The 26,243-nt window shown below is 74.5% G+C and carries 23 protein-coding genes and 2 pseudogenes; 11 read left to right on the forward strand and 14 right to left on the reverse strand.

From position 1 onward, the window contains the following. Positions 1–174 precede the first annotated feature (174 nt). Positions 175–360 (forward strand): hypothetical protein, encoded by a 186-nt coding sequence (locus AB0G56_RS21875; protein WP_360971776.1) that lies wholly within the window; start codon positions 175–177, stop codon positions 358–360. 22 nt (positions 361–382) lie between these two features. On the opposite strand, the gene AB0G56_RS21880 is transcribed toward AB0G56_RS21875, so the two are convergent. From AB0G56_RS21880 to AB0G56_RS21890, 3 genes and pseudogenes are all read right to left on the reverse strand, one after another. Continuing rightward, entirely contained in the window at positions 383–1,156 is a 774-nt protein-coding gene (locus tag AB0G56_RS21880) for a sulfite exporter TauE/SafE family protein (protein WP_360971778.1), read from the reverse strand. 164 nt (positions 1,157–1,320) lie between these two features. After that, positions 1,321–2,081, reverse strand: a pseudogene (locus tag AB0G56_RS21885) (AMP-binding protein). 126 nt (positions 2,082–2,207) lie between these two features. Beyond that, positions 2,208–3,395, reverse strand: a complete 1,188-nt coding sequence (locus AB0G56_RS21890) for a thiolase family protein (RefSeq protein WP_360971780.1) — start codon at positions 3,393–3,395, stop codon at positions 2,208–2,210. A 160-nt stretch (positions 3,396–3,555) separates the two neighbouring features. On the opposite strand from AB0G56_RS21890, the gene AB0G56_RS21895 reads away from it, so the two are divergent. The 3 genes from AB0G56_RS21895 to AB0G56_RS21905 all read left to right on the forward strand — a co-directional run bounded on the left by AB0G56_RS21895 (position 3,556) and on the right by AB0G56_RS21905 (position 5,801). Next, entirely contained in the window at positions 3,556–4,404 is an 849-nt protein-coding gene (locus tag AB0G56_RS21895; protein WP_360971782.1) for a lysophospholipase, read from the forward strand. Between the two features lie 100 nt (positions 4,405–4,504). Further along, a complete protein-coding gene (locus AB0G56_RS21900; RefSeq protein ID WP_360971784.1) occupies positions 4,505–4,987 on the forward strand; it encodes a DNA starvation/stationary phase protection protein in 483 nt (160 codons plus the stop codon). Positions 4,988–5,132: 145 nt separating this feature from the next. Further along, on the forward strand, positions 5,133–5,801 hold the full coding sequence (locus tag AB0G56_RS21905; protein ID WP_360971786.1) for an endonuclease: 669 nt from the start codon (positions 5,133–5,135) through the stop codon (positions 5,799–5,801). Positions 5,802–5,895: 94 nt separating this feature from the next. Here AB0G56_RS21905 and AB0G56_RS21910 read toward each other — a convergent pair whose 3' ends face one another. Next, complete coding sequence (locus tag AB0G56_RS21910) at positions 5,896–6,777, reverse strand: Cof-type HAD-IIB family hydrolase (RefSeq protein WP_360971788.1); 882 nt, start codon at positions 6,775–6,777, stop codon at positions 5,896–5,898. Between the two features lie 272 nt (positions 6,778–7,049). On the opposite strand from AB0G56_RS21910, the gene AB0G56_RS21915 reads away from it, so the two are divergent. Genes AB0G56_RS21915 through AB0G56_RS21930 form a run of 4 tightly spaced genes read left to right on the forward strand, consistent with a single transcriptional unit; the run spans position 7,050 to position 11,089 of the window. Beyond that, the gene (locus AB0G56_RS21915) at positions 7,050–7,862 is read left to right on the forward strand and encodes an SAM-dependent methyltransferase (protein WP_360971790.1); all 813 of its coding nucleotides are present in this window, start codon (positions 7,050–7,052) and stop codon (positions 7,860–7,862) included. A gap of 51 nt (positions 7,863–7,913) precedes the next feature. Next, on the forward strand, positions 7,914–9,317 hold the full coding sequence (locus tag AB0G56_RS21920) for a glutamine synthetase family protein (RefSeq protein ID WP_360971792.1): 1,404 nt from the start codon (positions 7,914–7,916) through the stop codon (positions 9,315–9,317). After that, positions 9,317–10,537 carry an amidohydrolase family protein gene (locus AB0G56_RS21925; protein ID WP_360971794.1) on the forward strand — a complete coding sequence of 407 codons (1,221 nt, stop codon included), beginning with the start codon at positions 9,317–9,319 and terminating at the stop codon, positions 10,535–10,537. Before AB0G56_RS21920 ends, AB0G56_RS21925 begins: the two co-directional genes overlap by 1 nt. A 24-nt stretch (positions 10,538–10,561) precedes the next feature. Beyond that, entirely contained in the window at positions 10,562–11,089 is a 528-nt protein-coding gene (locus AB0G56_RS21930) for an NUDIX hydrolase family protein (RefSeq protein WP_360971900.1), read from the forward strand. On the opposite strand, the gene AB0G56_RS21935 is transcribed toward AB0G56_RS21930, so the two are convergent. From AB0G56_RS21935 to AB0G56_RS21965, 7 genes and pseudogenes are all read right to left on the reverse strand, one after another. After that, positions 11,077–12,543, reverse strand: coding sequence for a sialate:H+ symport family MFS transporter (locus AB0G56_RS21935; protein WP_360971796.1), 1,467 nt, complete (start codon positions 12,541–12,543; stop codon positions 11,077–11,079). The two genes, AB0G56_RS21930 and AB0G56_RS21935, sit on opposite strands and share 13 nt — an antisense overlap. 62 nt (positions 12,544–12,605) lie before the next feature. Further along, positions 12,606–13,343 (reverse strand): N-acetylmannosamine-6-phosphate 2-epimerase, encoded by a 738-nt coding sequence (locus AB0G56_RS21940; protein ID WP_360971902.1) that lies wholly within the window; start codon positions 13,341–13,343, stop codon positions 12,606–12,608. A 492-nt stretch (positions 13,344–13,835) separates the two neighbouring features. Next, positions 13,836–14,738, reverse strand: a pseudogene (locus AB0G56_RS21945) (ROK family protein); the annotation flags it as partial. 158 nt (positions 14,739–14,896) lie between these two features. Next, a complete protein-coding gene (locus AB0G56_RS21950) occupies positions 14,897–15,856 on the reverse strand; it encodes a dihydrodipicolinate synthase family protein (RefSeq protein ID WP_360971798.1) in 960 nt (319 codons plus the stop codon). Positions 15,857–16,244: 388 nt separating this feature from the next. Then, positions 16,245–17,009 carry a FadR/GntR family transcriptional regulator gene (locus tag AB0G56_RS21955; protein ID WP_360971800.1) on the reverse strand — a complete coding sequence of 255 codons (765 nt, stop codon included), beginning with the start codon at positions 17,007–17,009 and terminating at the stop codon, positions 16,245–16,247. A gap of 157 nt (positions 17,010–17,166) precedes the next feature. Further along, positions 17,167–18,786 (reverse strand): amidohydrolase, encoded by a 1,620-nt coding sequence (locus AB0G56_RS21960; protein ID WP_360971802.1) that lies wholly within the window; start codon positions 18,784–18,786, stop codon positions 17,167–17,169. Positions 18,787–18,965: 179 nt separating this feature from the next. Next, on the reverse strand, positions 18,966–19,652 hold the full coding sequence (locus tag AB0G56_RS21965; protein ID WP_360971804.1) for a TetR family transcriptional regulator C-terminal domain-containing protein: 687 nt from the start codon (positions 19,650–19,652) through the stop codon (positions 18,966–18,968). Between the two features lie 60 nt (positions 19,653–19,712). Here AB0G56_RS21965 and AB0G56_RS21970 point away from each other — a divergent pair, with 60 nt between their 5' ends. Continuing rightward, positions 19,713–21,161, forward strand: a complete 1,449-nt coding sequence (locus tag AB0G56_RS21970; RefSeq protein WP_360971806.1) for a cytosine permease — start codon at positions 19,713–19,715, stop codon at positions 21,159–21,161. A gap of 216 nt (positions 21,162–21,377) precedes the next feature. Here the strand turns inward: AB0G56_RS21970 and AB0G56_RS21975 are convergent, their stop codons facing one another. Together AB0G56_RS21975 and AB0G56_RS21980 are read right to left on the reverse strand one after the other, a co-directional pair. Further along, the gene (locus AB0G56_RS21975; protein ID WP_360971808.1) at positions 21,378–22,070 is read right to left on the reverse strand and encodes a response regulator transcription factor; all 693 of its coding nucleotides are present in this window, start codon (positions 22,068–22,070) and stop codon (positions 21,378–21,380) included. Between the two features lie 152 nt (positions 22,071–22,222). Further along, positions 22,223–23,581, reverse strand: coding sequence for a sensor histidine kinase (locus tag AB0G56_RS21980; protein ID WP_360971810.1), 1,359 nt, complete (start codon positions 23,579–23,581; stop codon positions 22,223–22,225). A gap of 308 nt (positions 23,582–23,889) precedes the next feature. On the opposite strand from AB0G56_RS21980, the gene AB0G56_RS21985 reads away from it, so the two are divergent. Then, a complete protein-coding gene (locus tag AB0G56_RS21985; protein WP_360971812.1) occupies positions 23,890–24,462 on the forward strand; it encodes a heme-binding protein in 573 nt (190 codons plus the stop codon). 244 nt (positions 24,463–24,706) lie between these two features. Then, on the forward strand, positions 24,707–25,372 hold the full coding sequence (locus AB0G56_RS21990; protein WP_360971814.1) for an ankyrin repeat domain-containing protein: 666 nt from the start codon (positions 24,707–24,709) through the stop codon (positions 25,370–25,372). 222 nt (positions 25,373–25,594) lie between these two features. Here AB0G56_RS21990 and AB0G56_RS21995 read toward each other — a convergent pair whose 3' ends face one another. Beyond that, complete coding sequence (locus AB0G56_RS21995; RefSeq protein ID WP_360971904.1) at positions 25,595–26,095, reverse strand: nucleoside deaminase; 501 nt, start codon at positions 26,093–26,095, stop codon at positions 25,595–25,597. Between the last annotated feature and the right edge of the window lie 148 nt (positions 26,096–26,243).

Here is a 26,243-nt window from a genome sequence, read left to right on the forward strand (position 1 = left end):
CCGCCGACCGATGCCTTACCCGCAGCGGGGCGCGGCGGACCGGTACCTACGGGACCGATCGGGCCCTTCCGGGTGAAAAGCGGAACATCCCTCTTCGTACCAGTATGTAGAACTGATCATGTATGCCATCGTCGCCGTGACCCGCTGATCCACTCGGGAAGGGTGAGGACGACCTTGGACCCACTGACCTGGCTGCTCATCCCGCTGGCCACCGCGATCATGGCGGCCCTCTGGGGCTGCTGCTCGGGGCGCTCACGGCGCACCGACGACTGGGCCGACGTGCAGCGCTACGACCGCCTGCGGGCGGCCCTGGCCCGCGCGAGCGCCTCGGCCCCCACCACACCGGCGACCCCCTGCTGACCCGACACGCCCCTGACCAGACCTAGCCCACCAGCAGCTGCACTCCGCCCACGACCGTCGCCGCGATCACCAGCCGCTCGAACAGCCGCTGGTCGATCCGGTCGACGGCCCAGCGGCCGAGCAACGCCCCGGGCACGACGAACACCGCGAGCGCCGCGTCCAGCAGCAGGGAACGGCCGTCGATCAGGCCGAGCCCCGCGCTGAAGGGCACCTTGGCGACGTTGACGACGAGGAAGAAGAAGGCCGACGTCCCGAGGAAGCCGAGCTTGCGGAAGCCCGCCGAGAGCAGGTACAGCGACATCACCGGGCCGCCCGCGTTGGCGACCATCGTGGTGAAGCCGCCGAGGACGCCGTAGGAGCGGGCCTTGAGGCGGCCGGAGCGAGTGGCGACGGCGCCGGCCTCCTCCGCCCGGCCGCCCGCCCGGCGCCGCCCCACCGTGACGGCCGCCATCAGCAGCAGGATGGCACCGATCGAGATCCGCACGACGCCGTCGTCGGCCCACAGCAGGAACAGGGTGCCGACGACCACGCCGACCGCGACGGCCGGGAACAGCCGCCACAGCGTGGGCCAGTGGGCGTGCCGCCGGTAGGTCAGGACGGCGAGCACGTCGCCGGCGATCAGCACCGGCAGGAGCACCCCTGTGGAGGCGCGGGCGGGCAGCACCGCCGCGAAGATCGCGAGGCTGACCGTGTTCGCCCCGCTGACGGCGGTCTTGGAGAAGCCTACGAGCAGGGCCGCGCACGCGAGCGCCGCGAAGGCCCAGCCGGATATGTGCCACATCGTCATCGTGTCCATGCGGAGACCGATGCTAGGGCCGGTCGGGATCCGGCCGTGAGCAGGGTCTCGTCAGGTGATCCCGCGACCCGGCGCCCCGGTGACCCGGTTCCTCACTGACCCGGTTCCTCACTGACCCGGTGACCCGGTGACCACAGCGCCCCGCCGGGGCAGGCGTCCCGGCGTCAGGCGTACCGGGCGCGCAGCTCGCGCTTGAGCACCTTCATGCTGGGGCCGAGCGCCGGCGCGTCGGTGAACTCCACCCGCCGCGGGTACTTGTGGCGGCCCGGGCGTTCCTTGGCCCACTGGGTGACGGCGGCGGCGTCCGCCTGCGCTGCGGGGGCCGGGACGACGACCGCGCACACCTCCTCGCCGTGCAGTTCGTCGGGCAGGCCGATGACGGCGACCTGGGCGAGGCGGGGTGGAGCAGCAGCACCTCCTCCACCTCGCGCGGGTAGACGTTGCAGCCGCCGCGGATGACGACGTCCTTCTTGCGGTCGACGATGCTGAGGAAGCCCTCGTCGTCCTTGGTGCCGAGGTCGCCGGCCAGTTCGGCGCCCAGCGCGACCACGCGGACCCCGGCGGCACGGGCGGCGGCGGCGCCCGTGACCGCCTGCGCGGGATGGCACAGCAGCAGCGTGGCCCCGCTGTCCTCCAGGACGTGTTCGACCTCCGCCGCCGACAGGAGCAGGTGCACGGGGACGACGACCGCGCCGGCCGCGGCGATCGCGTAGTACGCCTGCGGGAACTCGGCGGTGTCGGGTGCCATCAGCGCGACCCGGTCCCCCGGCCGGACCCCGAGTCCGACGAGCGCCCCGGCCTGCGCGCGGGCCCGCTGCCACACCTGGGCGAAGGTGAGCCGCAGGTCGCCTTCGACGAGGGCGGTCTTGTCGGGGCGGCGCCGCGCGTTCTCGGCGAGGACGGCGGCGACGGAGAGGGTTGCCATGGGGGGACTTCCTTCAGGTACGGCTCCGTTGCGGCTCTGATCGGTTGCGGCGGTGGTCACGGCCCGGCTGGTCACAGCTCGGCCAGGGACTCTCGGCCAGGGACGTCCGGCCAAGGACGTTCGAAGCTATGGACGTTCGACGAGGACGGCGCTGCCCTGGCCGACGCCCACGCACATCGTGGCGAGGCCGCGGGCCGCGCCGGTGCGGTGCATGCGGTGCAGCAGCGTGGTGAGGATGCGGGCGCCGGAGCAGCCGAGCGGGTGGCCGAGGGCGATGGCACCGCCGGTCGGGTTGACCAGGTCCTCGTCGATGCCGAGCTGGTCGACGCAGGCCAGGGCCTGGGCCGCGAAGGCCTCGTTGAACTCGGCCTCCTCGACGTCCCCGATCTCCCATCCGGCGCGGGCCAGCACCTTGCGCGTGGCGGGGACGGGGCCGATGCCCATGACGTCGGGGTGGACGCCCGCGGAGGCGCCGGCGACGTAACGGCCCAGGGATTCCAGCCCGAGGTCGTTCAGTGCCTCCTCGCTGACCAGGAGGAGGCCGGCGGCGCCGTCGTTCATCGGGGAGGCGTTGCCCGCGGTGACCGTGCCGCCGGTGCGGAAGACGGGTTTCAGCCGGGCGAGCTTGTCGTAGGAGGTGTCCTCACGGATGCACTCGTCGGTGTCGACGACGACGCCGTCGGAGCGGTGGACGGGCAGGAGTTCGCGGTCGAAGTGGCCTTCCTTGCGTGCCTGGGCGGCCCGCCGGTGGCTGCGCAGTGCGAAATCGTCCTGGCGTTCGCGTGCGATGCCGTACCGGGTGGCGACCTCCTCGGCGGTCTCGCCCATGGACAGCAGCCCGTGCAGGTCCTTCATCGCCGGGTTGACCAGGCGCCAGCCGAGCCGGGTGTCGTACGTCTCGATGCGGTGCGGCAGCGCCTCGTCCGGGCGGGGCAGCACGAAGGGGGCGCGGCTCATCGACTCGGACCCGCCCGCGAGCACGATGTCGGCCTCGCCCGCGGCGATGGTGCGGGCGGCGGTGGTGACGGCCTCCAGGCCGGAGGCGCAGAGCCGGTTGACGGTGGCGCCGGGCACGGACTCGGGCAGCCCGGCGAGCAGGGCCGCCATCCGGGCGACGTTGCGGTTGTCCTCGCCGGCCTGGTTGGCGGCGCCCCAGCAGACGTCGTCGACGCGGGCCGGGTCGAGCGCCGGTACGTCGGCGACCAGGGCGCGGATCACCGCCGCGGCCAGGTCGTCCGGGCGTACGCGGGAAAGGGACCCGCGCAGCTTGCCGATCGGGGTGCGGCGGGCGGCCGCGAAGTGGACGGGACGCACGGCAGGACTCCTCAAAGGGCTCGCACGGCCGCACGCGGGCCTGTCGGTCGTGCGGCCTCGCGCAGCCATTAATTAGCACTGCTAGTTTTAGACTATAGACCTCGGACCGGCCCGCTGGGAAGATCCCCCCTCCACACCCGCCGTCGCCGCTGGAGGAGACATGACCGACACCCGCGAGCACGCCCTCACCGGAACCCGGGGCGCCCTGGCCGTCCACGAGTGGCCCCACCCGCGACCTCGGTTCCTCGCCCTGCTGGCGCACGGGTACGGCGAGCACGCGGGGCGGTACGGGGAGGTGGCGGGTTCGCTCGGGACGCTCGGCGCGGCCGTGTACGCGCCCGACCACCAGGGTCACGGGAGGTCGGCGGGCGAGCGCGTGGTCGTCGAGGACTTCGAGGACGTGGTGAGCGACCTGCACACCGTGGCGGACCTCGCCCGCGCCGCGCACCCGGGGCTGCCGGTCGTCCTGTTCGGCCACTCCATGGGCGGTCTGATCGCGGCCCGCTACGCCCAGCGGTACGGCGCGGAGCTGACCGCGCTCGTGCTGTCGGGGCCGGTCATCGGCGCCTGGGAGCTGCCCGGACGGCTGCTCGGCCTCGACGAGATCCCCGACACGCCGATCAGCCCGGCCGCGCTCTCCCGGGACCCGGCGGTCGGCGCGGCCTACGCGGCGGACCCGCTGGTGTGGCACGGCCCGATGAAGCGGCCGACGCTGGAGGCGTTCGCGCGGACGCTGCGGACCGTCGCCGACGGCGGTGGCGTCGGGCGGCTTCCCGTGCTGTGGCTGCACGGCGACGACGACCGGCTGGTGCCGCTGCCCGGGAGCCGGGTCGGCGTGGAACGGCTCACCGGCGGCGGCCCCGGTGGGAGCGGCAGAGCGCGCGAGAGCCGCGGCGACCTGACCGAGCGGGTCTATCCGGGCGCCCGGCACGAGGTGTTCCAGGAGACGAACAGGGCCGAGGTGTTCGCGGACGTGACGGCTTTCCTGGAGCGGGTCCTGCCTCGCTGAGCACCTCCTGCGGGCACCGCGGCGGGGACGGTTTGCGGGGGCACTCGCCGGGCACCCGCTCGGTACCGCGCAAGACGACCCCACGAGGGAGAACCACCGCATGACTGTCGTGAAGAGCACGATTCCCGAGTCGGCACGCCAGGTCACCGGGGAGGCACTGCAGAGCACCCTGGTGGATCTTCTCGGGCTCTCGCTGATCGGGAAGCAGGCGCACTGGAACATCGTGGGCCCCCGGTTCCGCTCCATCCACCTGCAACTGGACGAGGTGGTGGCGTCGGCCCGCGAGTTCGCCGACACGGTCGCGGAACGCTCCTCGGCGCTCGGCCTGCCCCCGGACGGCCGCCCGGAGACGATCGCCTCCGCGTTCACGCTGCCCGGCCCGAAGGACGGCTGGGTCCGCGACACCGACGTGGTCGAGCTGATCGTCGAGGCCCTGGAGGCGGCCATCGTCCGGCTGCGCGAGCGCATCGAGGCGACCGAGAAGCCGGACCCGGTCACCCAGGACCTGCTGATCACGATCACCGCCGAGCTGGAGAAGCAGCGCTGGATGTTCGCGGCGGAGAACGTGTCCCGCGACGACTGACCGGCCCGCTCGTCCCGCTCCGGCCTGCCGCCGGTTCCGCCTCCGGCCGGCCGCCGCTCTCGCCTCCGGCCGGCCGTCGGCTTCCCCTCGCCGCCGGCGTCCCCTCCGCACAGGCTCCGGAAGCGCGCGTACGGAAGAGGTTTCTATGAGCGAAGACCGTCCGGCGGCCTCCGGGAGGGACGGCCGCGAGGCGCGGATCCTGCGGCGGCTGGTCGAGACACACGGCCGCACCTTCGCCCAGGAGGCCGGCATCAACCTGAAGGACACCCCGCAGCCGCTGTACCGGCTGCTGGTCCTCGCCGTCCTGCTCAGCGCCCGGATCCGCGGCTCGGTCGCCGTCGCCGCGGCCCGTGAACTGGCGGGGGCCGGGCTGCGCGATCCGCGCCGGATGGCCGCAGCCGACTGGCAGGAGCGCGTGGACGCGCTCGGCCGCGGCGGTTACCGGCGCTACGACGAACGCACCGCCACCCAACTCGGCGAGGGCGCCGAGCTGGTCACCGGACGCTGGGGCGGTGACCTGCGTCGGCTGCGCAGGGAGGCGGGCGGGGACGTGACGGCGCTGCGCGCACTGCTCCAGGAGGTGCCGGGCCTCGGGCCGGCCGGCGCGGACATCTTCCTGCGCGAGGCGCAGGGCGTCTGGCCGGACCTCGCCCCCTACCTGGACGCCAAGGCGCTGTCCGGCGCGGAGCGCCTCGGCCTGCCGGCCGAACCCGGCCTCCTGGCCGCCCTCGCCGGCGGCACGGACCCCGCGATCCTCGCGGCGGCCCTCGTCCGCGCGGCGCTGGACAAGAAGGTGGCCGAATCGGTCAGGTGATCCCCCGGCTCCGGGCGCCTCAGCCCCGCCGCAGCCCCCGGATCCGGGCGCTGCGGGCCCCGCGGTGATACCCCGGCCCCCGCCGTACCTCCCCTCAGTCCCGCCCCACCGGCAGCCGCATCAGGCGGGAGATGGTCCGCAGGACGCCGTTGTCGTTGTTGGAGGGGGCCAGGTGACGAGCCCGGCGGATGACCTCGGGATGGGCGTTGGCCATGGCGAACGACCACTCGGCGGTGTCCAGCATCTCCAGGTCGTTGAGGTAGTCGCCGAACACCAGGGTCTGCGCGGCCGAGATGCCCAGGTCCCGCTGGAGGCGGCGCACGGCCGCGCCCTTGTCGGCGGTGCGGTTCATGACGTCGACCCAGTGCTCGCCGGAGACGACGACCTGGTGGGTGGCGGCGAACGGCGCCAGCGCGGGGGCGGTGGTCCGCTCGGCCGCTCCGAAGTCGAAGAGGGCCACCTTGATGACGTCGTCGTCGACGGCGGCGGCGTCGGCCACGACCTGGTGCCGTACGTAGTACTTGCGGACCTCCGCCAGGAAGGCCTCGTCGCTGCGCTCGACGTAGGCCGACCGCTTGCCGCAGACCACGGCCCCCACGTCCGTGCCCCGGGCGGCCAGCTCCCGTACCGCCGGCACGAGACGGGCGGCCACGGCCGGTTCCAGCGGGTCCGAGCTGAGTTCCTCCCCGTCCCGGACGACGTACGTGCCGTTCTCGGCGATGAAGACCATGCCCTCCTCGACGCCGGCGAACTGCTCGGCCAGCGTGGCGTACTGGCGTCCACTCGCCGGGCTGAACAGCACACCGCGGCGGCGCAGTTCGGCCAGGAGCGGCCGCAGGCCCGGGGGCATCCGCTTCGCGTCGTCGAGGAGCGTGCCGTCCATGTCGGTGACGATCAGGCGTATGCCGGCCGGTCCGGCGGGGTCGCCGGGGCGGTCGCCGGGGGCGGTGAGCAGGGGCGAGGGAGTGCTGGACATGTCCCGGTTCCTGTGGGGGCGCGGCAGGCGCGCCGGGCGGGTGGTGCGGCGGCGGGAGCGGTCCGGGGACGGCTCACCGCCGGCCTCCGAGACAAACACGCCGCACCGCTCGCGGGCAAACGCCCGCCGGCCGCGCCCGCGGCGGGGCCGGGCCCCGGGCCGGTCCGCATCCGCTGATTCCCAGGACACGGTGATCACCGCGCGGCACAATGGCGGGGGGCACCGCGCGGCCTGCGCCGTGCCGTGGACGGACACGAACCGGGAGTGCGGACGTGAGCGAGAGCAACACCCCGTGGGGCGGGTCGCCGAGGCTGAACACCGGGGTGGCGCACAACGCGCGGGTCTGGAACTACTGGATCGGCGGCAAGGACAACTACGAGGTCGACCAGCAGGTCGGCGAGCACGTGGCCGGGATGTTCCCGGTGATCCGGGACGTCGCGCGCGCGGACCGCGACTTCCTCGGCCGGGCGGTGCGCCTCCTGACCGCCGAGCGCGGGATACGCCAGTTCCTCGACATCGGCACCGGGCTGCCGACGGTCGACAACACCCACGAGATAGCGCAGCGCCTCGCCCCCGAGGCGCGGATCGTGTACGTCGACAACGACCCGATCGTCCTCGCGCACGCCCGGACCCTGCTGACCAGCACCCCGGCGGGCGCCACTGCCTACATCGACGCGGACGTGCACGATCCGGACGCCATCGTCGAGCGGGCCGGGGCGACGCTGGACCTGGACAGGCCGGTCGCGGTGATGATGCTCGGCATCCTGAACTTCGTGCTGGACACCGACAAGGCGCGCGACATCGTCCGGCGCGTCATGGCGGCGGTCCCCTCGGGCAGCTACCTGGTCCTCACCCACCCCACCGTCGACGCCGACCTCGGCGGCGAGGGCAACGTGGGCGCCATGGCGTTCTGGAACGAGAACGCCACTCCCCCGATCACCGCGCGGCCGCGGGCCGAGGTCGCCGCCTTCTTCGAGGGCCTGGACCTGGTCGAGCCGGGACTGGTGCCCTGCTCGCAGTGGCGGCCCCAGGCCGGTTCCCCGGCCGCGGTGCCGCAGTTCGGCGCGGTGGCCGTGAAGCCCTGACGCGGGCGGCGCGGCGCACCGCCGCACGCCCGAGGAAGCCGAGGAGTACGGATGACCACCCTCGTCGACCCCGTGCCGGGCGGTCGCCCCGGCGATGTGGAGCGGGCCGGCGCGCTCGCCGGTGAACTGGCCGGGCGGGGCGTGCACGGCGTCGTCCTCGCCTATGTCGACACCGCCGGGATCACCCGGGTCAAGACGGTGCCGGTGGCGCGGCTCCCCGCCGCCGCGGCGTGGGGCGTCGGCATGTCGCCGGTGTTCGACACCTTCCTCGCCGACGACTCCGTCGTCACCACGGACGTCCTGGGCTCCCCCGACGGCGACCTGCGGCTCTACCCGGATCTCGACCGCCTGGTGGCCCTGGCCGGGCAGCCCGGCTGGGCCTGGGCACCCGTCGACCGGATCACGCAGGACGGCGAACGGCATCCCGGGTGCGGTCGTACCTTCCTGCGCCGGACGGTGGCGGACGCGGCGCGGCGGCACGGGATCACGTTCAAGGCGGCCGTCGAGATCGAGTGGGCTCTCGGCCGGGAGACGGTTGCGGACGGCGGGTTCGAGCCCGCGGTGCCGGGGCCGGCGTACGGCGCGATCCGGCAGGTGGAGGTGAGCGACTACGGCGCGGACCTGCTGGCGGCGCTCGCGGCGCAGGGCGTGGACGTCGAGCAGTTCCATCCCGAGTACGCGGCCGGGCAGTTCGAGGTGTCGGTGGGCGCCCTGGACCCGGTGGCGGCGGCCGACCGGAGCGTACTGGTGCGGCAGACCGTGCGGGCCGTGGCGCGGCGGCACGGACTGCGGGTCTCCTTCGCCCCGGCCGTCCTCGCCGAGGGCGTCGGCAACGGCGGCCACGTGCACCTGTCGGCGTGGCGCGAGGCGACCAACCTGCACTCCGGGGGCACCGGCCGGTACGGCATGACCGCCGAGGCGGAGTCCTTCGCCGCCGGCGTGCTGGCCCACCTGCCCGCCCTGACGGCGGTGACCGCGCCGAGCCCCGCCAGCTACCTGCGGCTGCGGCCCTCCCAGTGGGCCGGGGTGTTCACAGCCTGGGGCCTGGAGACCCGCGAGTGCGCGGTGCGGGTCGTCACAGGGACGCTCGGCGCACGCGAGCGGACCGCGAACCTGGAGGTCAAGCCGGTCGACCTCGCGGCCAGTCCGTACCTGGCGCTGGGCTGTCTGATCGCCGCCGGTCTGGACGGCATGACGTCCCGCACGCCGCTGCCCCAGGAGACCACCGGCGATCCGGCGCGGCTCGCCCCGGCCGACGCGGCGGCCCGGGGCGTACGGCGCCTGCCGGCCTCCCTGCCCGAGGCGGTGGACGCGTTCCACCGGGACGCGCTGCTGCGGGACGCCCTCGGGCCGGTCCTGGCCGACGCGGTGACCGCCGTGCGCCTGGGCGAGGCCGCGGCCGTCGAGGGGCTGGACGACGAGCAGGTGGCGGCGGCCTACCGCTGGAGGTACTGATGGGCGGGCCGTCCGGCGCGGGCGCGGTCCACGAGCTGCTCGGCGCGCTGCCGCTCGTGGACCACCACTGCCACGGCGTGGTCACCGCCGACCTGGACCGGACGGGCTTCGAGTCGCTGCTCACCGAGGGTGCCGGGTGGCCGGGCAGCGGCATCTCGCCCTTCGACAGCCCGGTGGGCGTGGCCGTGCGCCGCCACTGCGCGCCCGTCCTGGACCTGCCGCGCCACGCCCCGGCCGACGCGTACCTGGCGCGCCGGGCGGAGCTGGGCGCGGACGAGGTGAACCGGCGCTTCCTGGCCGCCGCGGGCACGGCCGTCCTGTGCGTCGACACCGGGTACGCGCCCGAGCGGCTGACCACCCCGGCGCAGCTGGCGGAGCCGGCGGGGGCGGCGGCGTACGAGGTCGTACGGCTGGAGGGCGTCGCCGAGGCGGTCGCCGCGGGCGGGGTGGAGGCCGGCGGGTACGGCGCCGCCGTGCGCGCCGCCGCCGAGGACGCCGTACGGCGCCCCGGCGTGGTGGCGGTGAAGTCGGTGGCCGCCTACCGCACCGGCTTCCTGCTGGACCCCGCCCGTCCCACGGACCGGGAGGTCACGCGGGCGGCGGCCGGATGGCTGGCCGGGTCCGGCGGGCGTCCGCGCGGGCGTCTGGAGGACCCGGTCCTCGTACGGCACGTGCTGTGGACGGCCGTCGACCTGGGGCTGCCGCTGCAGTTGCACACCGGGTTCGGGGACGACGACCTGCGGCTGCACCGCGCCGATCCGGCGCTCCTCACCGACTGGCTGCACCTGACGGCCGGCACCGTGCCGGTCATGCTGCTGCACTGCTGGCCCTACCAGCGGCAGGCGGCCTACCTAGCCGCCGTCTTCGAACGGGTGTACCTCGACGTCGGTCTCGCCCTGCACCACGTCGGCCCGGCGCGGGCGGGCGCGGTGCTGGCCGAGGCCCTGGAGATCACCCCGTTCCGCAAGCTGCTGTACAGCTCCGACGCGTACGGTCTGGCCGAGTTCCACCACCTCGGCGCGGTGGCCTTCCGGCAGGGCCTGGCCGGGCTGCTGCGCGCACGGGTGGACGCCGACGAACTGAGCCTCGCGGACGCGCTGCGGATCGCCCGCTGGACCGGACGGGACAACGCCCTGCGGGTCTACGGACTCCCCGGACCCCCTCAGGAACCGCTGGACTCCCCCTCAGGAACAACTGAACTGCCCATCAGGAACCACTGAAAGTATGATCAAGCAATGTCTGACATGACCGAGACCACGCCCGGTTGGCTGACCACCGACGAACTGGAGTCGGCACGCGCGCGCATGCCGATCCTGTACGTCGAGGCGGTGCCGGTGCGCGTCGACGACAGCGGCGAAGTCACCAGTATCGGCCTGCTGCTGCGCATCGGACCGGACGGAACGGTCAGCCGGACCCTGGTCTCCGGCCGCGTCCTGCACCACGAGCGGGTGCGCGACGCACTGCTGCGCCACCTGGAGAAGGACCTCGGCCCGGTGGCGCTGCCCCGGGTCCCGGCCTCGCTCCAGCCGTTCACCGTGGCCGAGTACTTCCCGACGGCGGGCGTCACGCCCTACCACGACCCGCGTCAGCACGCCGTCTCGCTCGCCTACATCGTCCCGGTCGCCGGTGACTGCCGGCCCCGGCAGGACGCACTGGACCTGGTGTGGTTCACGCCGCAGGAGGCGGCCTCGGTCGCGGTCCAGAGCGAAATGCCGGGCGGGCACGGGGTGCTGCTGCAGCAGGCGCTCGCCCACGTGGGTCAGGTGTACTGAGGCGCGCCGTCCCGTACGTCGGGGTCCCCTTCGCCGACGAGGTGGTCGGCCGGCCCCTGGGGGTCGAGCAGGCGGCCCAGCCTGCCGGGCACGTCGAAGCCGACCAGGAGCACCACGACCATCGTCCCCGCGAAGGTGAGGACCGCCAGTGCCTGTCCCAGGTCCATGCCCGAGGCCAGGCGTGCGCCGAGGACGGGGGCCACGGCCCCGCCCAGCGCGCCCACGTTGTAGGTGAAGCCCAGGGCGGCGGCCCGGGTGTGCGTGGGGAAGTGTCCGCCGATGTAGCGCGGCAGCAGGCCGGAGATGCCGAAGCTGGTGGCCTGGAGCAGGAACAGCAGGATGCCGAGCAGCGGCAGGCTGTCCTTGACCGCGAAGACCGGGAAGACGAACACCAGGGAGGCGAGCAGGGTGAAGGCGTACGCCTTCTTGGTGCCGATCCAGTCGCCGACGAACCCCGCCAGCCAGCAGCCGGCCATCGTGCCGAAGCCCGCGTAGAACAGGGCGTCGGTGACCTGACCGGGGTCGTAGCCGAGGTCGGTCTTCAGGTAGGTGGGCAGCAGCGCCTGGATGGGCCACGAGTACAGGAACGCGAAGAAGATCGTGACGATCATCGACACGTAGAGCAGCCAGCCGCGGCGCCCGCCCAGTTGTACCGCGAAGGCGATCAGGCAGGCCCCGGCGACCACGGACAGCACCGGCACCAGGCCGTCGCCGAGCGGCGTGAAGACCGCGAAGAGCGAAACGGTGGCCGCCACCGCGAGCACCACGTTGACGGTCGCCCTGGCACGGGTGGTGAAGAGCGGACGGAAGGGGTTGGGCCGCCGCTCGCCCTCGGCGACCGACGCCTTCCACTCGGTGGCCTCGGGCAGTGTGCGGCGCATCCACAGGGCGATCAGGACGGGGATCAGGCCCAGGTAGAACATCCAGCGCCAGCCGAGGTGGGGCACGACCCACTTGTAGACCTGGGCGGCCAGGACCGTGCCCACCGAGTAGCCGGAGATCAGGAACCCGCTGGCCCGGTTGCGCATGTGCGCCGGCCAGCTCTCCATCACGTACGTGGCGCTCGCCGAGTACTCGCCGGCCATGCCCATGCCGATGGCGAGCCGGGCGACGAACAGGCTCGTGTAGTCCCAGGCGAACCCGCAGGCGAAGCTGCCCAGGGAGTACAGCAGGATGCTGACCACCATCGACAGTTTCCGGCCGAAGCGGTCACCGAGGGCGCCGAGCACCGCGCCGCCGAGCCAGCGGGTGATGAAGGCGGCGGAGACCAGGCCGGCGGCCTGGACCGTGTCGAGGTGGAAGTCGTCGCTGATCTCGGTGAGCACCAGCGTGATCAGGACGAAGTCGAAGCCGTCGAGGAGGTAGCCGATCCAGGCGGCGAAGAACGACTTCCACTGGCTGCGCCCCACCTGGCGGTACCAGGGGGACTGCTGTGGCGCGGTGGTGTGGTGCACGGTGACTCCAGGATGCCGGACGGACTCGTCGTTGAGCGCGGTCGGGAACGAGGGAGGGGCTCTCAGGGCCGGGTGAGGTGCGTCACGAAGCGGTGGGTGAGCGCGGTCGGGGCGGTGATGGCGGTGCCGACGACGACGCTGTGGGCGCCCCGGGCCAACGCGGCGGCGGCCTCCTCGGGGGTGCCGATGCGTCCCTCGGCGACGACCGGGACGCCGGTCGCGCTCGCGAGGGCGGCGACCAGGTCCAGGTCGGGGCCGGACTGCCGCGGGGAGCCGGGCACGTATCCGGACAGCGTGGTGGAGACGAGGTCCGCGCCCTGCCGGGCGGCGCGCACGCCTTCCTCCAGGGTGGCCACGTCCGCCATGACCAGGGCGCCCGCGGCGTGCACGGCGGCCACGAGGTCGGCGAAGGAGCCGCCGTCCGGGCGCGGGCGGTCCGTGGCGTCGGCGGCGACCACCTGGGCACCGGCCTCGGCGACGGCGACGGCGTGACGCACGGTCGGAGTGATGTACACCCCGGTCTCGCCGTCCTTCCACAGCCCGATCACCGGCAGGTCGACGGCGGCGGTCACGGCGGCCACCACGTCGGGCTCGTTGACCCGGATGCCGGCGGCGCCGCCTGCCGCCGCGGAGCGCGCCAGCCGGACCAGCGTCGCCGTGTCCCGCATCGGGTCGCCTGGCGGCGCCTGGCAGGAGACGATCAGCCGACCCCGGACGGCGGCGACGACGGACGCCGCGGAGTCCGCGGACGAGGTGGCGGGGGACGTCGGAGTCGAGGGGGACGGGGAGGTCGACGAGATCGACGGGGTCCGGGAGGTCGGGGAGGTCGACGGGGTCGGGGAGGTCGACGGGGTCGCAGGGGTGGACGAAGTAGCGGAGGCCGAAGGGGCGGAGGGGGTGGCCGGGGCCGAGGGGGTGGCCGGGGCCGAGGGGGTGGCCGGGGCCGAGGGGGTGGTCGGGGCCGAGGGGGTGGTCGGGGCCGAGGGGGTGGCCGGGGCCGAGGGGGTGGTCGGGGTCATCGGGTTCCTCCGGGAGCGTGCGGGGCCATGGCCGGACCGGGCGGGGGGCGCGGCGAGGTCGGGCGGCGGCGGGGTCGCGCCAGGCAAGGGCGCGGGGAGGCCGGGCAGGGGCGGGGTGGCGCCAGGCAGGGGCGCGGTGGCGCCAGGCAGGGGCGCGGTGGGGTCGGGCGGCGCCGGGGCCGCGCCGGACGGGGGCGCTGGGCAGTCGGCCAGGGGCGCGGGGAGGCCGGGCAGGGGCGCAGTGAGGGGCGGCCGGGGGTTGGCGGGTCCGCCGTGGAGCGGGGTGGTGCGGGTGAGCAGGGCGGCGCCCTGGACGGCCGCGTCCGCTCCGAGCCGCGGGGGTACGGGGCGCAGCTCGCGCAGGGGCGCCATCAGCTCGGCGCGGAAGGCCTCGGTCAGCGCGGACCAGTACAGCTCGCCGATCCGCGGTACGCCGCCGCCGACGACGACGCGGTCGGGGCCGAGGGCATTGGCCAGGCCGCCGAGGACGCGGCCGGTGGCGCGTGCCCCGGTGGTGATCGCCTGCCGGGCGGCGGCGTCCCCCGCGGCGGCGCGCTCAGCCACGTCCTGCAGCCGCTTCGCGGCCCGCCCGCCGAGACGCGCGTACAGGGCGGTGATCGCGGGCCCGGCGGCGATCGCCTCCAGGTGGCCGTCGCCGCCGCAGGTGCACGGCAGCCCCGCGGCCTCCGGGCTGGGGACGTGGCCCAGGTGGCCCGCGATGCCGGCGCTGCCGTGGAGCATCCTGCCGTCGACGGCGACGGCGCCGCCGACCCCGGTGCCCACGGCGACGTGGAGGAGGGAACCGCCCGGACCGGGGAGCGCGGCGAGTTCCGTGGCGGCCGCGGCGCGTACGTCGTTGTCGCAGGCGACCGGGAGACCGGTGCGCTCGTACAGGCCCGCGGCCAGCGCGGTGCCGGCCCAGCCCGCGATGGAGTCGGTGGCGCTGGTGACGGTGCCGGTGCGCGGGTCGATGACACCGGCGGCGGCGACACCGACGGCCTCGGCGCCGTCGTCCACCGCGCGGGCCGCCGCGGCGAGCGCGTCCAGGACCGCCGCGGCGCCGGCACGGGCCGGGGTGGGCCGCGTGGAGCGGCGCAGCACCGTGCCGTCCGGGCCGACCAGGGCGGCGGCGATCTTGGTGCCGCCGAGGTCGAGCCCGATGACGGGGCCGCCCAGCTGGGTGGCGCGAGGCGCTGCCGCGCCGGACGACGGGGCGCGTGACCGGCCGTGTGGCAGATCGCATGACAGGTCACGTGACAGGTCGGGGGACAGGCCGTGTGACGGGTCGGGTGGGGCGGCGCCGGGAGTCTGAGTGCCGGGCTCCGGGGAAGCCGTCATCGGACCGGGGTGAGTCCGGCCGCGCGCAGCCGTGCGTCGACCTCGGCGACGGCCGCGGCGTTCAGCTGGACCTGCGGGAAGGCGGTGTCGCCGCAGGCGATGACGCCCAGCAGCCGCAGCGCGGCCTTGAACGCGCCGAGCGCGGAGGAGCTGCGGCCCATCTCGTCCTCGGGGCCCGCGTCCACCATGGCGAACAGCGTGGTCAGCCGCTCCTGCTCCTTCACGGCGAGCGCCCAGTCACCGGCTCGCGCCGCGTCGTGCAGGCGGACGTAGCCGGCGGGGTCCACGTTGCCGAGGCCCGGCACGACTCCGTCGGCTCCCGCCAGCAGCGCCGCGTCCACGGTCAGTTCGGAACCGGTGAGGACGCAGAACGCGGGGGCCGGGCCCGTCGCGCGTCCGTCCCGGCCGCCCAGCGCGACGAGCAGACGGCGCAGGGAACCCTCGTCGCCGCTGCTGTCCTTGACGCCCGCCAGGGTGCCGTCGGCGGCCAGGTCGAGCAGCAGGGAGGCGGACAACTTGCTGTGCACGGACACCGGCAGGTCGTAGGCGAACAGCGGCAGGTCCACCCGGTCGCGGATACGGCGGAAGTGGCCGGCGATCTCCCGGGGGTGGGTGCGGGTGTAGAAGGGCGCGGTGGCCACCAGCGCGTCCGCTCCGAGGCGCGCCGCGTCGCGGGCGTGGTCGAGCACGCGCGGCGTGGTGGTGTCGATGACGCCCGCGAGCACCGGAACCCGGCCGTCGGTCGCGTTCACCACGGTCTCCAGGGCGACGCCCCGCTGCTCGTCGGTGAGGTAGGCGACCTCACTGGTGGACCCGAGGGCGAAGAGTCCGTGGACCCCGCCGGCGAGCAGGTGGTCGACCAGCCGGGCGAGGGAGGCCGTGTCGACGTCACCGTGGGCGTCGAGCGGTGTGCAGACGGGCGGGACGACACCGCGCAGGGGTGCGGTCAAGGGCATGAGTGCTTCTCCGTGGTGGTGCTGGGTCCCCGAGCGGGGCGGAGGGACGGACGCCAGACATAAGACGTCTGACGTCCGAACAATAGGCACTCCCCCGCCGTAGAGGTCAAGAGGGGGACGGGTCACAGATTTGCGCGGCACGCAGGGCGTTGAATGGCATGCTCATGACAATCCGACCTGCCATTCCCGCTACTCGTCAGCGCCGGCGACCGACCTCCTCGCGAGCCGAGGCGCACGGGACTGACGGCGAAGCACCAGCGGAGACCCGGGATCCGCCTCATCCCATGGCTGTGAAGCCGCCGCGCGTGCGTCGCGTGCGGCAGTCGGGCGCCGTCCACGGGAGAGCCGCACCCTCCCCTGGGTCCGCGCGCGTTCGAGCCCGCGCCCCTCAGGCCGTCCGCGCGGCCCTTTCCGGCGCGCCGTCGCTCGCGCGCGCCTCTGCCAGCCGCGCGCGCACCGGCGCGTAGTGACACGAGAGGGCACGGGCGAATCCGGCCGCGTCGCCGTCCCTGGCCGCCCGGACGATCGCACGGTGATCGGCGACCGTACCGGCCTCGTCCGTCTCGGAGACGCCCTGCAGGTGGGGCGCCACGATGGCGTAGACGTCCCAGAAGGCCTGCGAGAGCTGGCCGACGAGTTTGTTGTCGATCGGCTCCATCAGCCGCTCGTGGAAGGCCCGGTCACACTCGGCGAGGTCCTCTCCTGCGGCGCCGCGCCGGTCCATCTCGTCGACGAGCGCGTCGAGAGCGTCGAGATCCTCCGGTGCCAGCGCCTCCAGGATGCGCTCGGCCATGCCGCGCTCGATCAGCTCGCGTACCTCGATCAGCTCCGACAGGATGCGCAAGTCGTCCTGAGGGCTGAGCAGGCCGCGGAAGACCAGGCCCTCCACCAGCGCGGAGAGGCTGAGCCGGCCGACGTACGTCCCGTGGCCGCGGCGGACCTCGACGATGTCGAGCACGGCCAGGGTCTTCACCGCCTCGCGGATACTGGACCGGCTGGCCCCCAGCGCAGTGCACAGTTCGGCCTCGGAGGGCAGCAGGTCGCCCGGTCCGAGGCGGTTGTCGAGGATGTAGCTCTTGATCGCCTCCGTGACCTCCTGACGCAACGACGGCCGGGCCGCCGTCCGGAACTCCTGCGGACGCGACGAGTTCACCTCTTGCCCCCTTCTCCTCGTGATGCCACACCCGCAGTCTATCAAGGTAGGACATCAGACGTCTGATGTGGACGTGCTGACGTCTGTTGTGCTGCCCTGTCGGCGTACGCCGTCGACCTGCACGGTCGCCGCGACGCGGCGATGCGGCGACGCGCGCTCAGAGACCGTCGGCCCGGTGAGTGGGGCGGCCGTCCACCACCGTGAGCAGCACCGGCAGCCCGGCGAGGTCGGCGTCGGCCACGTCGAGCGGGTTGCCGGCGAGCACCGTGAGGTCCGCACGGTACCCGACGGCCAGCCGGCCGGCCCGGTCCTCCTCCCCCGCGACCCAGGCCGGGTTGAGGGTGATGCCACGCAGCGCCTGGAGCGGCGTCAGCGCCTGCTCGGGCCCGTGCGGGGGCAGGGACAGGTCGCCGGGGCGGCGGTGGCGCGCGCCCGCCATGACTCCCAGCGGCGGGAAGGGCGCGATGGGCCAGTCGGAGCCGAGGACCACCCGGGCGCCGGCCTCCCACAGGTCGCGGCAGCGGAACGCCCGCGAGGCGCGCTCCTCGCCGAGGCGCCGCGACCAGTTGTCGGTGTGGTCGGCCCGGGTGTACTCGCAGCAGTGGGTGGGCTGCATCGACGCCGTCACGCCGAGCCGGGCGAAGCGCGGCACGGTGTCGTCGGGGACGGTCTCGATGTGCTCCACCCGGTGGCGTACCGGCGCCCCGCCCGCGCCCTGGGCCCTCTCCACCGAGTCGAGGACGTGCCGCACGGCGGCGTCGCCGATGGCGTGGGTCGCCGTGGGCACACCGGCCCGGTGCAGCTCGCCGACCACCCAGCGGTACTGGTCGGGGTCGGGCCAGAAGGCGTGCGCGGACTCGCCGTGGCAGTCGGGCCGCTCCAGCCAGGCGGTGCCGTTGTCGATGGTGCCGTCCATGAACATCTTGACCCCGGCGACCCGCCAGAGTGCGCCGCCGGTGCCCTGGAGCCGGACCAGTTCGGCCACGGCGTCGGCGTCGGCGCCCGGCTGGCACCAGGGCGCCACCCGCAGTCGCAGCGGCAGGCCGCCGTCGGTCTCCAGCGCGCCGAGGATCGCCAGGGTCGCGCCGCCCGCGTCCATGGCGTGGCCGCCGGTCAGGCCGGCCGCCGCCATCTCGCGCAGCACCTCGCCGGTGCGCGCCCGCACCTCGGCCTCGGTGGCCTTGGGGGCCGCGGCCTCGACGAGTTCGCAGGCGGCGTCCTCCAGCAGCAGCCCTGTGGGACGGCCCGCGTGGTCGCAGACGATCTCGGCTGCCTGTTCGAAGCGCCGGGGGCCGTCGACACCCGCCAGTTCCAGCGCGCGGGCACTGGCCAGCACGGAGTGGCCGTCGAACAGGTCGATCAGGGTGGGGATGCCGTCGACGACCGGGCCGAGGGAGGCGGCGGCGACGGGCGCGTCACCGAAGGCGTTCGGGTCCAGGCCCCAGCCGCGCAGCCACACGCCCGGAGCCAGGGTCGCGGCCCGCTCGGCGAGGGCCGTACGCACGGCAGCCAGGTCGCGGCAGCCGGAGAGGTCCACGCCCATGGTGCGTTCGGCGCCGGAGACGGGGTGGATGTGCCCGTCCGTGAAACCCGCGGTGACCACCGCGCCCTTCAGGTCGATCACCGTCGTCGCCGGTCCGGCCAGCGCCCGGACTTCGCGGTCGTCCCCGAGGTACGTGATGCGACCGCCGCCCGCGGCCAGCGCCGTGTGCGGCAGGAGCGAGCCCGTGCCCGGGTCGAGCAGCCGGGCGGAGAGCAGGACGAGATCGGGGAACACAGGGTCGCTCCTTCGGGACTGATGGTGCGGGCAGTGCAGTGGCACTAGGGGTGCTGGTGGTGCCAGAGGCGCTGGTGGTGCGTCAGAGGCGCTGGTGATGCCAGAGGCGCTGGTGGATTGCTTCTGATGGCTCGATGAATCGATGACTCGACGGCTCGACGGCTCGACGGCTCGACGGCTCAAGGTGCCGTAGGGGAATCGGGCGCAGTGCCCGGTTCCGGGAGCGCCGCGCCCTCGGCCGGGCGGGCGAGCGCGCCGGCGGGCAGCCCCAGGGCGTGTTCCGCCGTGGTGACGGCCATACGGCTCACCGCGGGCGAACGGTCCGCGGTGCCGGAGTTGGCGTGGGCGCCGAGGCCGTCGAGTACGACCAGGATCTGGATGACCGCCACCGGCACGTCGTCCGTGTGGAACTCGCCCGCGGCAACGCCCTGCCGGATGACGTCCCCGAGCCGTCCGCGCCAGGCCGCCTCCTGTTCGAGGACCCGGTCGCGCAGCACCGGCCGGTAGCGGCTGAGGTGCCGGGCGTTGATCCAGAGCCGGCTCACCGAGTCGTAGGCGTCCCCCACTGTGCGGGCGAGGAAGCGCGCGAGGTGGTCCTTCGGGGTGCCCTCGGGCCGCTCGGGCGGGATCAGGGCGTCCAGTTCGCCGGTCGCGGCGCCGCCGAAGGCCTCGGCGACCAGATCGTCCGCGGACGGGAAGTAGTGGCTGATCAGACCCGGACGCACGTCCAGTTCCTCGGCGACGCGGCGCAGCGTGATGCACTCCAGGCCCTCGGCCAGCGCGATCTGCGCGGCGGTGTCGACGATTTCCGCACGTCGCGTGGCCGGGTCTTTGCGAATTCGTTTGCGGCTGGCGCTTGACGACATACGGCGGATGTTATTGAGTGTCCGACCAATAAGCAAGTCGTGCAAGTGCTCGGAGCGACAATGGTGTCCACGACCCCCGACCCGAACCCGGACGTCGACGACTGTCCCGGTCCACCACCGCCCGCGGACCGTCCGGCCCGGGTCGAGGCGCACGGCATCGATCACATCCCGGACGACGAACGCCGGGGCCGCCCCCTGGAGTTGTTCTCCGTATGGGCCGCCGCGAACGTGAACTACCTCAGTCTGGTAGTCGGCGGCGCGCTGGTCCTGACGGGCCTGAACCTGTGGCAGTCGCTCGCGGTGATCGTGGTGGGCAACGCCTTCTGGCTGCTGACCGGGGTGCTGGCCGTCTCGGGGCCGGCCGCGGGCACACCGAGCGAGGTGATCACGCGGGCGATGTACGGAATCCGCGGCAACCGCGTGAACAACGCCGTCGTCGGGTGGCTGATCTCCGTCTGCTACTTCGCGCTCAACCTCGCCGCCGCCGCGACGGCGGCCTTCTCCCTCGTCGGCAAGGCCGGCATGCCCGTGGGCACCGGGGTCAAGATCGTCGTCGTGGTGGTCGTCGCGGCGCTGACGCTGACGATCAGCGTGTACGGCCACGCGCTGATCATGCGGCTGTACCTCCCGATCACCCTGGTGCTCACCGCGGCCTTCATCGGGGTCGCGATCGCCGTGGTCGGACACACCGACTTCTCCTACGCCCCCGACCACCCGCTGACCGGCACCGGCCTGTGGGCGGCCGTCTTCGCCGGGGTCGCCCTCGTCGCGTCGGGCCCGCTGTCGTACACCACCAGCGCGGACTTCTCCCGCTACCTGCCCCGCACCACCTCCGCCAAGGCGATCGTGGGCTGGACGGCCCTGGGCGGCTTCCTGCCGGGCACCGTCGTCTGCGCGCTGGGCGCCTTCGCCGCCACCGCGGTCGACATGACCGACCCGCAGAGCGCGCTGCAGAAGATCCTCCCCTCCTGGTTCGACCCCGTCTTCCTGCTGGCGCTGATCCTCGGCACGATCGCCATCAACGCCCTGACCGCCTACAGCGCGGGCCTGGCGCTCCAAGCCGTGGGCGTGCGCATCCGCCGTTCCCTCAGCGTGCTCGTCGACGGCACCGTCTCGGTCTCCCTGACGCTGTACGCGCTGCTCGTCTCCGACTTCCTCGACACCGTGAACAACGTCCTGCAACTCACCGTCGCGCTGCTCGGCCCCAGCACGGCCGTCTACGCCACCGACATCCTGCTGCGCCGCAACCGCTACGACGGCCGCGCCCTGATGGACGAGACCCCGGGCAGCCCCTTCTGGTACGCCGGTGGCGTGAACCGGGCGGGCGCCGTCGCCGTCCTGGCGGGCACCGCCGCCGCCTCGCTCTGCGTGGACACGCTCTACTGCACCGGCCCCCTCGCCACCGCCCTGGGCGGCGTGGACCTCGCCCTGCCGGTGGGGCTCGTGGTCGCCTCGGCGCTCTACGCCGCCCTCATGCGCGGGAGGGCGGGGTCCGCCCGCGCGCGGTAGGTTCGGGCCGGCCGGGAGCCCGGCCGGGAGGCATCGACCGACATCTGCCGACGTCTGCCGGCATCGACCGACAGGTCGCGGTCCCGGGTGATCCCGGGTGGTCCCGGGTGGTCCCGGGTGGTCCCGGGTGGGAGTTCCCGGGTGATGTGCACCCCCTCCCCTGGCATTCCTCCCCTGGCCCGTCTGGCAGTCCTCCCCTGGCCGGTCGCCCTCCGGTCACGACAGCAGTCGCTGCTCCTTGGCCACGGCCACGGCGCCCGCACGCGTGTCGACGCCGAGCTTGTCGTAGATGCGCCCCAGATGCGTCTTGACCGTGGCCTCGCTCAGGAAGAGCGCCTTGGCGATGTCCCGGTTGGTCAACCCGCGGGCCAACTGGCCGAGGATGTCGCGCTCGCGGTCGGTGAGCGTGGGCCGCGGGCTGCGCATCCGGGCCATGACCCGGTGGGCCACGGGCGCCGACAGGGCGGTACGGCCGGCGGCCGCGCTGTGGATGGCCGTGAACAACTCCTCGGGGCGCTCGGCCTTGAGCAGATAGCCGGTTGCGCCCGCCTCGATGGCGCGGGTGATGTCGGCGTCCGTGTCGTACGTGGTCAGGACCAGGACGTGGACCGAACCGCCGGAGGCGGCGATCCGGCGGGTGGCCTCCACACCGTCCATCCCGTCCCCGAGTTGCAGGTCCATGAGGACCACCTGGGGAGCGAGCTTCGCGGCGAGCGCGACGGCCTCCGCCCCGGTGTCCGCCTCTCCCACGACCTCGATGCCCGGGGCGCTGCCCAGCAGGGCGCGCAGCCCGGCGCGGACCACGGCGTGGTCGTCGCACAGAACGATCCGGACGGAGGTCGGTCCCGTGGGGCCGCGGGACTCGGCGGGACCGGGACCGGCGGGCTCGACGGGTCGGACGGGCTCCACGGGACTGGCGGGCTTGACGGGGCCGGCGGGTTCCACAGGTCCGGCGGGCTCGACGTGACTGGCGGGTTCAATGGGTCCGGCGGGTTCGCTGGGTTGCATGGGATCGGTGAGCCTCAGGGTGGGTGGGGTGGGGTCGGTGGGGCCGGGGCGAGTCACGGTGCGGGGGCCTCCGCGGCGCTGGGGGTGGGATGGAGCGGTACGGCGGCGGACACCACGGTGCCGTCACCGGGGGCGGACTCGACGGTGAGGGTGCCGCCCAGTTGACCGGCCCTGGCGCGGATCGCCGGCAGCCCGTGCCCCCGGGCCCCGCAGGCCCGCTCCGGCAGGGCCGAGGCGTCCAGGCCGCGGCCGTCGTCGGCGATGTCAAGGCGGATTTGGTCGCCCAGGTAGGTGAGGGTGAGGGCGGCCCGGCGGGCGCCGGAGTGCTCGCGGACGTTGGCGAGGGCGCCCTGCGCGATGCGCAGCAGCGCGGACTGCACCCGCTCCGGCAGCCCGACCGGGCCCGGTGCGCCGTCGACGAGGCAGGTCACGGTGCGCTCCGCCGTGCTCTCGCGGGAGGCGAGAGTACGCAGGGCCGCTTCCAGGCCGCCGCCCCCGGCGAGGTCGGCGGGGGCCAGGTCGTGCACGAACCTGCGGGCCTCGGCGAGGCTGCTCTCGGCGATCGAGGCGGCCGTGCGCACGTGGACCCGCGCCTGCTGGGGATCGGTGCACCACACCCGGTCGGCGGCTTGCAGGAGCATCCGCTGGCTGGACAGGCTCTGGGCGAGGGTGTCGTGGATCTCCATGGCCAGCCGCTGACGCTCGGCGAGGGTGCCCTCGCGGCGTTCGGTGGCGGCCAGTTCACGGCGGGTGCGCACCAGGTCGCGGATCAGGGCGGCCTGGCGTGCCGCCTGGCGGTCCATGTGGGTGAAGACCGCGGTCGCCAGGAGGGCGACGGCCGGCGGACCCACCACCACGTCGACGTCGAGGCGGTCGGCCAGCCGCAGCTGGGCGACGACGACGAAGACCGTGAAGAACGCCACCAGCGTGTACGCGGCGCGCGCCGGGAGGGTCCGCAGCGCGGTGTAGAACAGCGGCACCGCGCACCAGGCGAAACTGGGTGCCAGGGCGACCAGCACGGCCCAGACCGTCACCAGCGTGCCGAGCCACGACAGCCCGGTGAGGGGCGGTCGCCCCGAGCCGGTGGGGACGGCTGGGGCCGCCACGGCGGCGAGGCCCTGAGAGGAGCCCTGGGGAGGAGGTGGGCCGCTCCCAGAAGGAGGCTCCGGCGCGCGCCCGGCGGTCGCGCCCGCCGCCGTGCGCCGTCCGACGACGTAGAGCAGGGCCAGCACGCCCGCCAGGGCGAGGACCGCGGGCGCCTGGGGCTGGGCGCCGTGCCGCTGCACGTAGCGGACCAGCGCGGAGAGCAGCAGCAGGAAGAAGGCGAGATGGACGACGAACGCGAGCGTGCGTGCCTCGCCGTCGACGGGCTGCGGGCGGGCGCGGGAGGCTCGGCTCCTGGACGACGGCATGGGCTGCTCCTCCCGGCCGGGACGTGAGGACGTGACACAGGGAAGTACGGACATGGCTGCCGGGCTGGGCGAGCACTGACATTGTCGCCCCGGTGCGGCCCCGCGGGGTCAACCGATCGGATGACCCCGGCATCGGCCGTCCCGCCCGCCGGAACCAGCCGGTGCGCCGACGGGTGCGCGGAGCGGGCGGCCCGAGGCTGGAAGCACAGCGCAGGAAGCGCTGCGTCCCCCCGTACCGGAGTGCCGGGGCCGCGACACCGGCCCGCCCCTCGGGAGCGGGGAACGCGACATGACTGGGAGTTGCCCTGATGCAGCACAAGGCCGAGAAGTTCTCCACCCGTGCCAAGGTCGTCACCTCGGTGGCGGTCCTGGCGGCGGTCGGCGCCGGTGTGGCCGGCGCCGTGTCCGCCTCCGCCGACACCCCGGCCACCGCTGCGGCCGTGGCCGCCGCCGCGGTGAAGGGGAAGGCCACGACCACCAGCACGCACCTGACCATCGACGCCGCCACCGACGCCGCCGAGGCGGCGCTGAAGGCCGCGCGGAAGGAGGGCCAGCGGGTGAGCGTCGCGGTGGTGGACCGCAACGGCAACACGATCGTCACCCTGCGCGGCGACGGTGCCGGGCCGCAGGCGTACGACTCCGCGGTCAAGAAGGCGTACACCGCCGTGTCCTGGAACGCGCCCACCTCCCAGCTGGTCAAGCGGCTGGAGTCGGCACCCACCCTCAAGGACATCCCGGGCACGCTGTTCCTGGCGGGCGGCGCCCCGGTCGCGTACGGCGACGCGCCGATCGCGGGTATCGGTGTGGCGGGCGCGCCCTCCGGTGACCTGGACGAGAAGTTCGCCCAGGCCGGCGCCACGGCCATCGCCGACGGCCGCTGATCCCGGGCCGCAGAAGAATTCTCACAGTTATGTTTTTGGCGGTCCCGTCCCGGGGGCCGTCCGGGGGCGGCGCGTGCCGGGCCCCCGCCCCGCGCGCCGCCCGACACTTGTCCGTACCCTCCGCAGCCACCCGCGCCCGCCCGCCCGCCGGCTCGCTCCCTTGCTCGCTCGCCACCACGTGTTCGCTCTGCCGTCCCGTTGTCACCGCCATCCGTTGTCACCGCCACCCAGGAGGAGTTCCGTCGTGCCCAAGAAGTCGCCTTCCCCTGCCGACCGCGCCCTGCTGGACGCCGCGCGGCGCGGCGACGTCCCCGCCGTCCGGGCGGCTCTCGCGGCGGGCGCGGACCTGGAGGCACGCGACGAGGAGGGCTGTACGCCGCTGCTGCGGGCGGCCCTCGCCGACGAGGTCGCGGCGGCCGAGGTGCTGGTCGGCTCGGGCGCGGACGTGAACGCGCGGGACGGCCGCCAGGACAGCGCCTGGCTGGTGACCGGCGTGACCGGCAGCGTGGCGATGATGCGCGCGCTGCTGCCCGGCCGGCCGGACGTGACGCTGACCAACCGGTTCGGCGGGGTGTCGGTGATCCCGGCGAGCGAACGCGGCCACGTGCCGTACGTACGCGCGGTCCTGGCCGAGACCTCCATCGACGTGAACCACGTCAACCGGCTCGGCTGGACGGCCCTGCTGGAGGCGGTGATCCTCGGCGACGGCGGACGCACCCACCAGGAGGTGGTGGAGGTGCTGCTCGCGGCGGGTGCCGACCCGCTGCTGCCGGACGCCGAGGGCACGACGGCCCGCGTCCACGCCGAGCGCCGCGGCTTCCGCGCGATCGCCGCGCTCCTCCTGGCGGCCGAAGGGCACCCGGGCCCCCAGGACCCGGAGAGCCCCCGGGACACGGAGGCCGGACGGTGAGGGGACACCGCTCCACGGCCGTCGGGCGCGCGGCCGTCGGGCGCGCGGCCGTCGGGCGCGCGGTGCTCGTCGACGCGGCGGCCGGGCGCACGACGGACGGCCGCGCCGACTCCCCGGCCGCGTCCGCCCGACACCGGCACTTGGACCGGAAGCCGTCCGGAAGCCCTGTTGAGATGGCCCCGTACGGCACCGAGGGCGGGCTCGACCTCGGCACGGGCCGGGTCACGCGCCCGGCGGTCGGCCCTCGTCCGCCGGGGATGGCCGTGCTGTGGCGAACGCGCGGTGCAGGTCGTACAGCCGGCCGGTCAGGGCCGGGGCGGGCCCCCGCACCTCCAGTCCGGGCACCACGTCCTGGATCGGCGTGCAGCGCACCGGGGACGGCGGCACTCCGAGGTCGGCCAGCCACCGCGTCAGCTGGGCGGCCGAGTGGGCGTACACGACGGTCCCCAGGCCGGCCCAGGCGTGGGCGGCGGCGCACATGGGGCAGTGCTCGCCGGAGGTGAAGACGGTGGCCGCGGCACGCTCGCGCTCGGTGAGGCGGGCCGTGGCCCAGCGGACCAGTTCCGACTCCGGGTGCCGGGTCCGGTCGCCGAGGGTGCGGACGCGGTTGCGGTCCTCCGCCAGGATCCGCCCGTCTGCGCCGACCAGGAGGGAGCCGAACGGCTCGTCCCCGGCCCGCAGCGCCTCGGCCGCCAGTTCGACGGCACGCTCCAGGTAGCGCATGTCGTCGGCCGTCGGTTCGGCCGGCCCCGAGCCGGTGAGGTTCGCCCTCGGTTCGGTGAGGTTCGCCCTCGGTTCGGTGAGGTTCGCCCTCGGTTCGGTGAGGTTCGCCCTCGGTTCGGTGAGGTTCGCCCTCGGTTCGGTGAGGTTC

The organism is Streptomyces sp. NPDC021356, assembly GCF_040641015.1.
Lineage (GTDB): Bacteria > Actinomycetota > Actinomycetes > Streptomycetales > Streptomycetaceae > Streptomyces.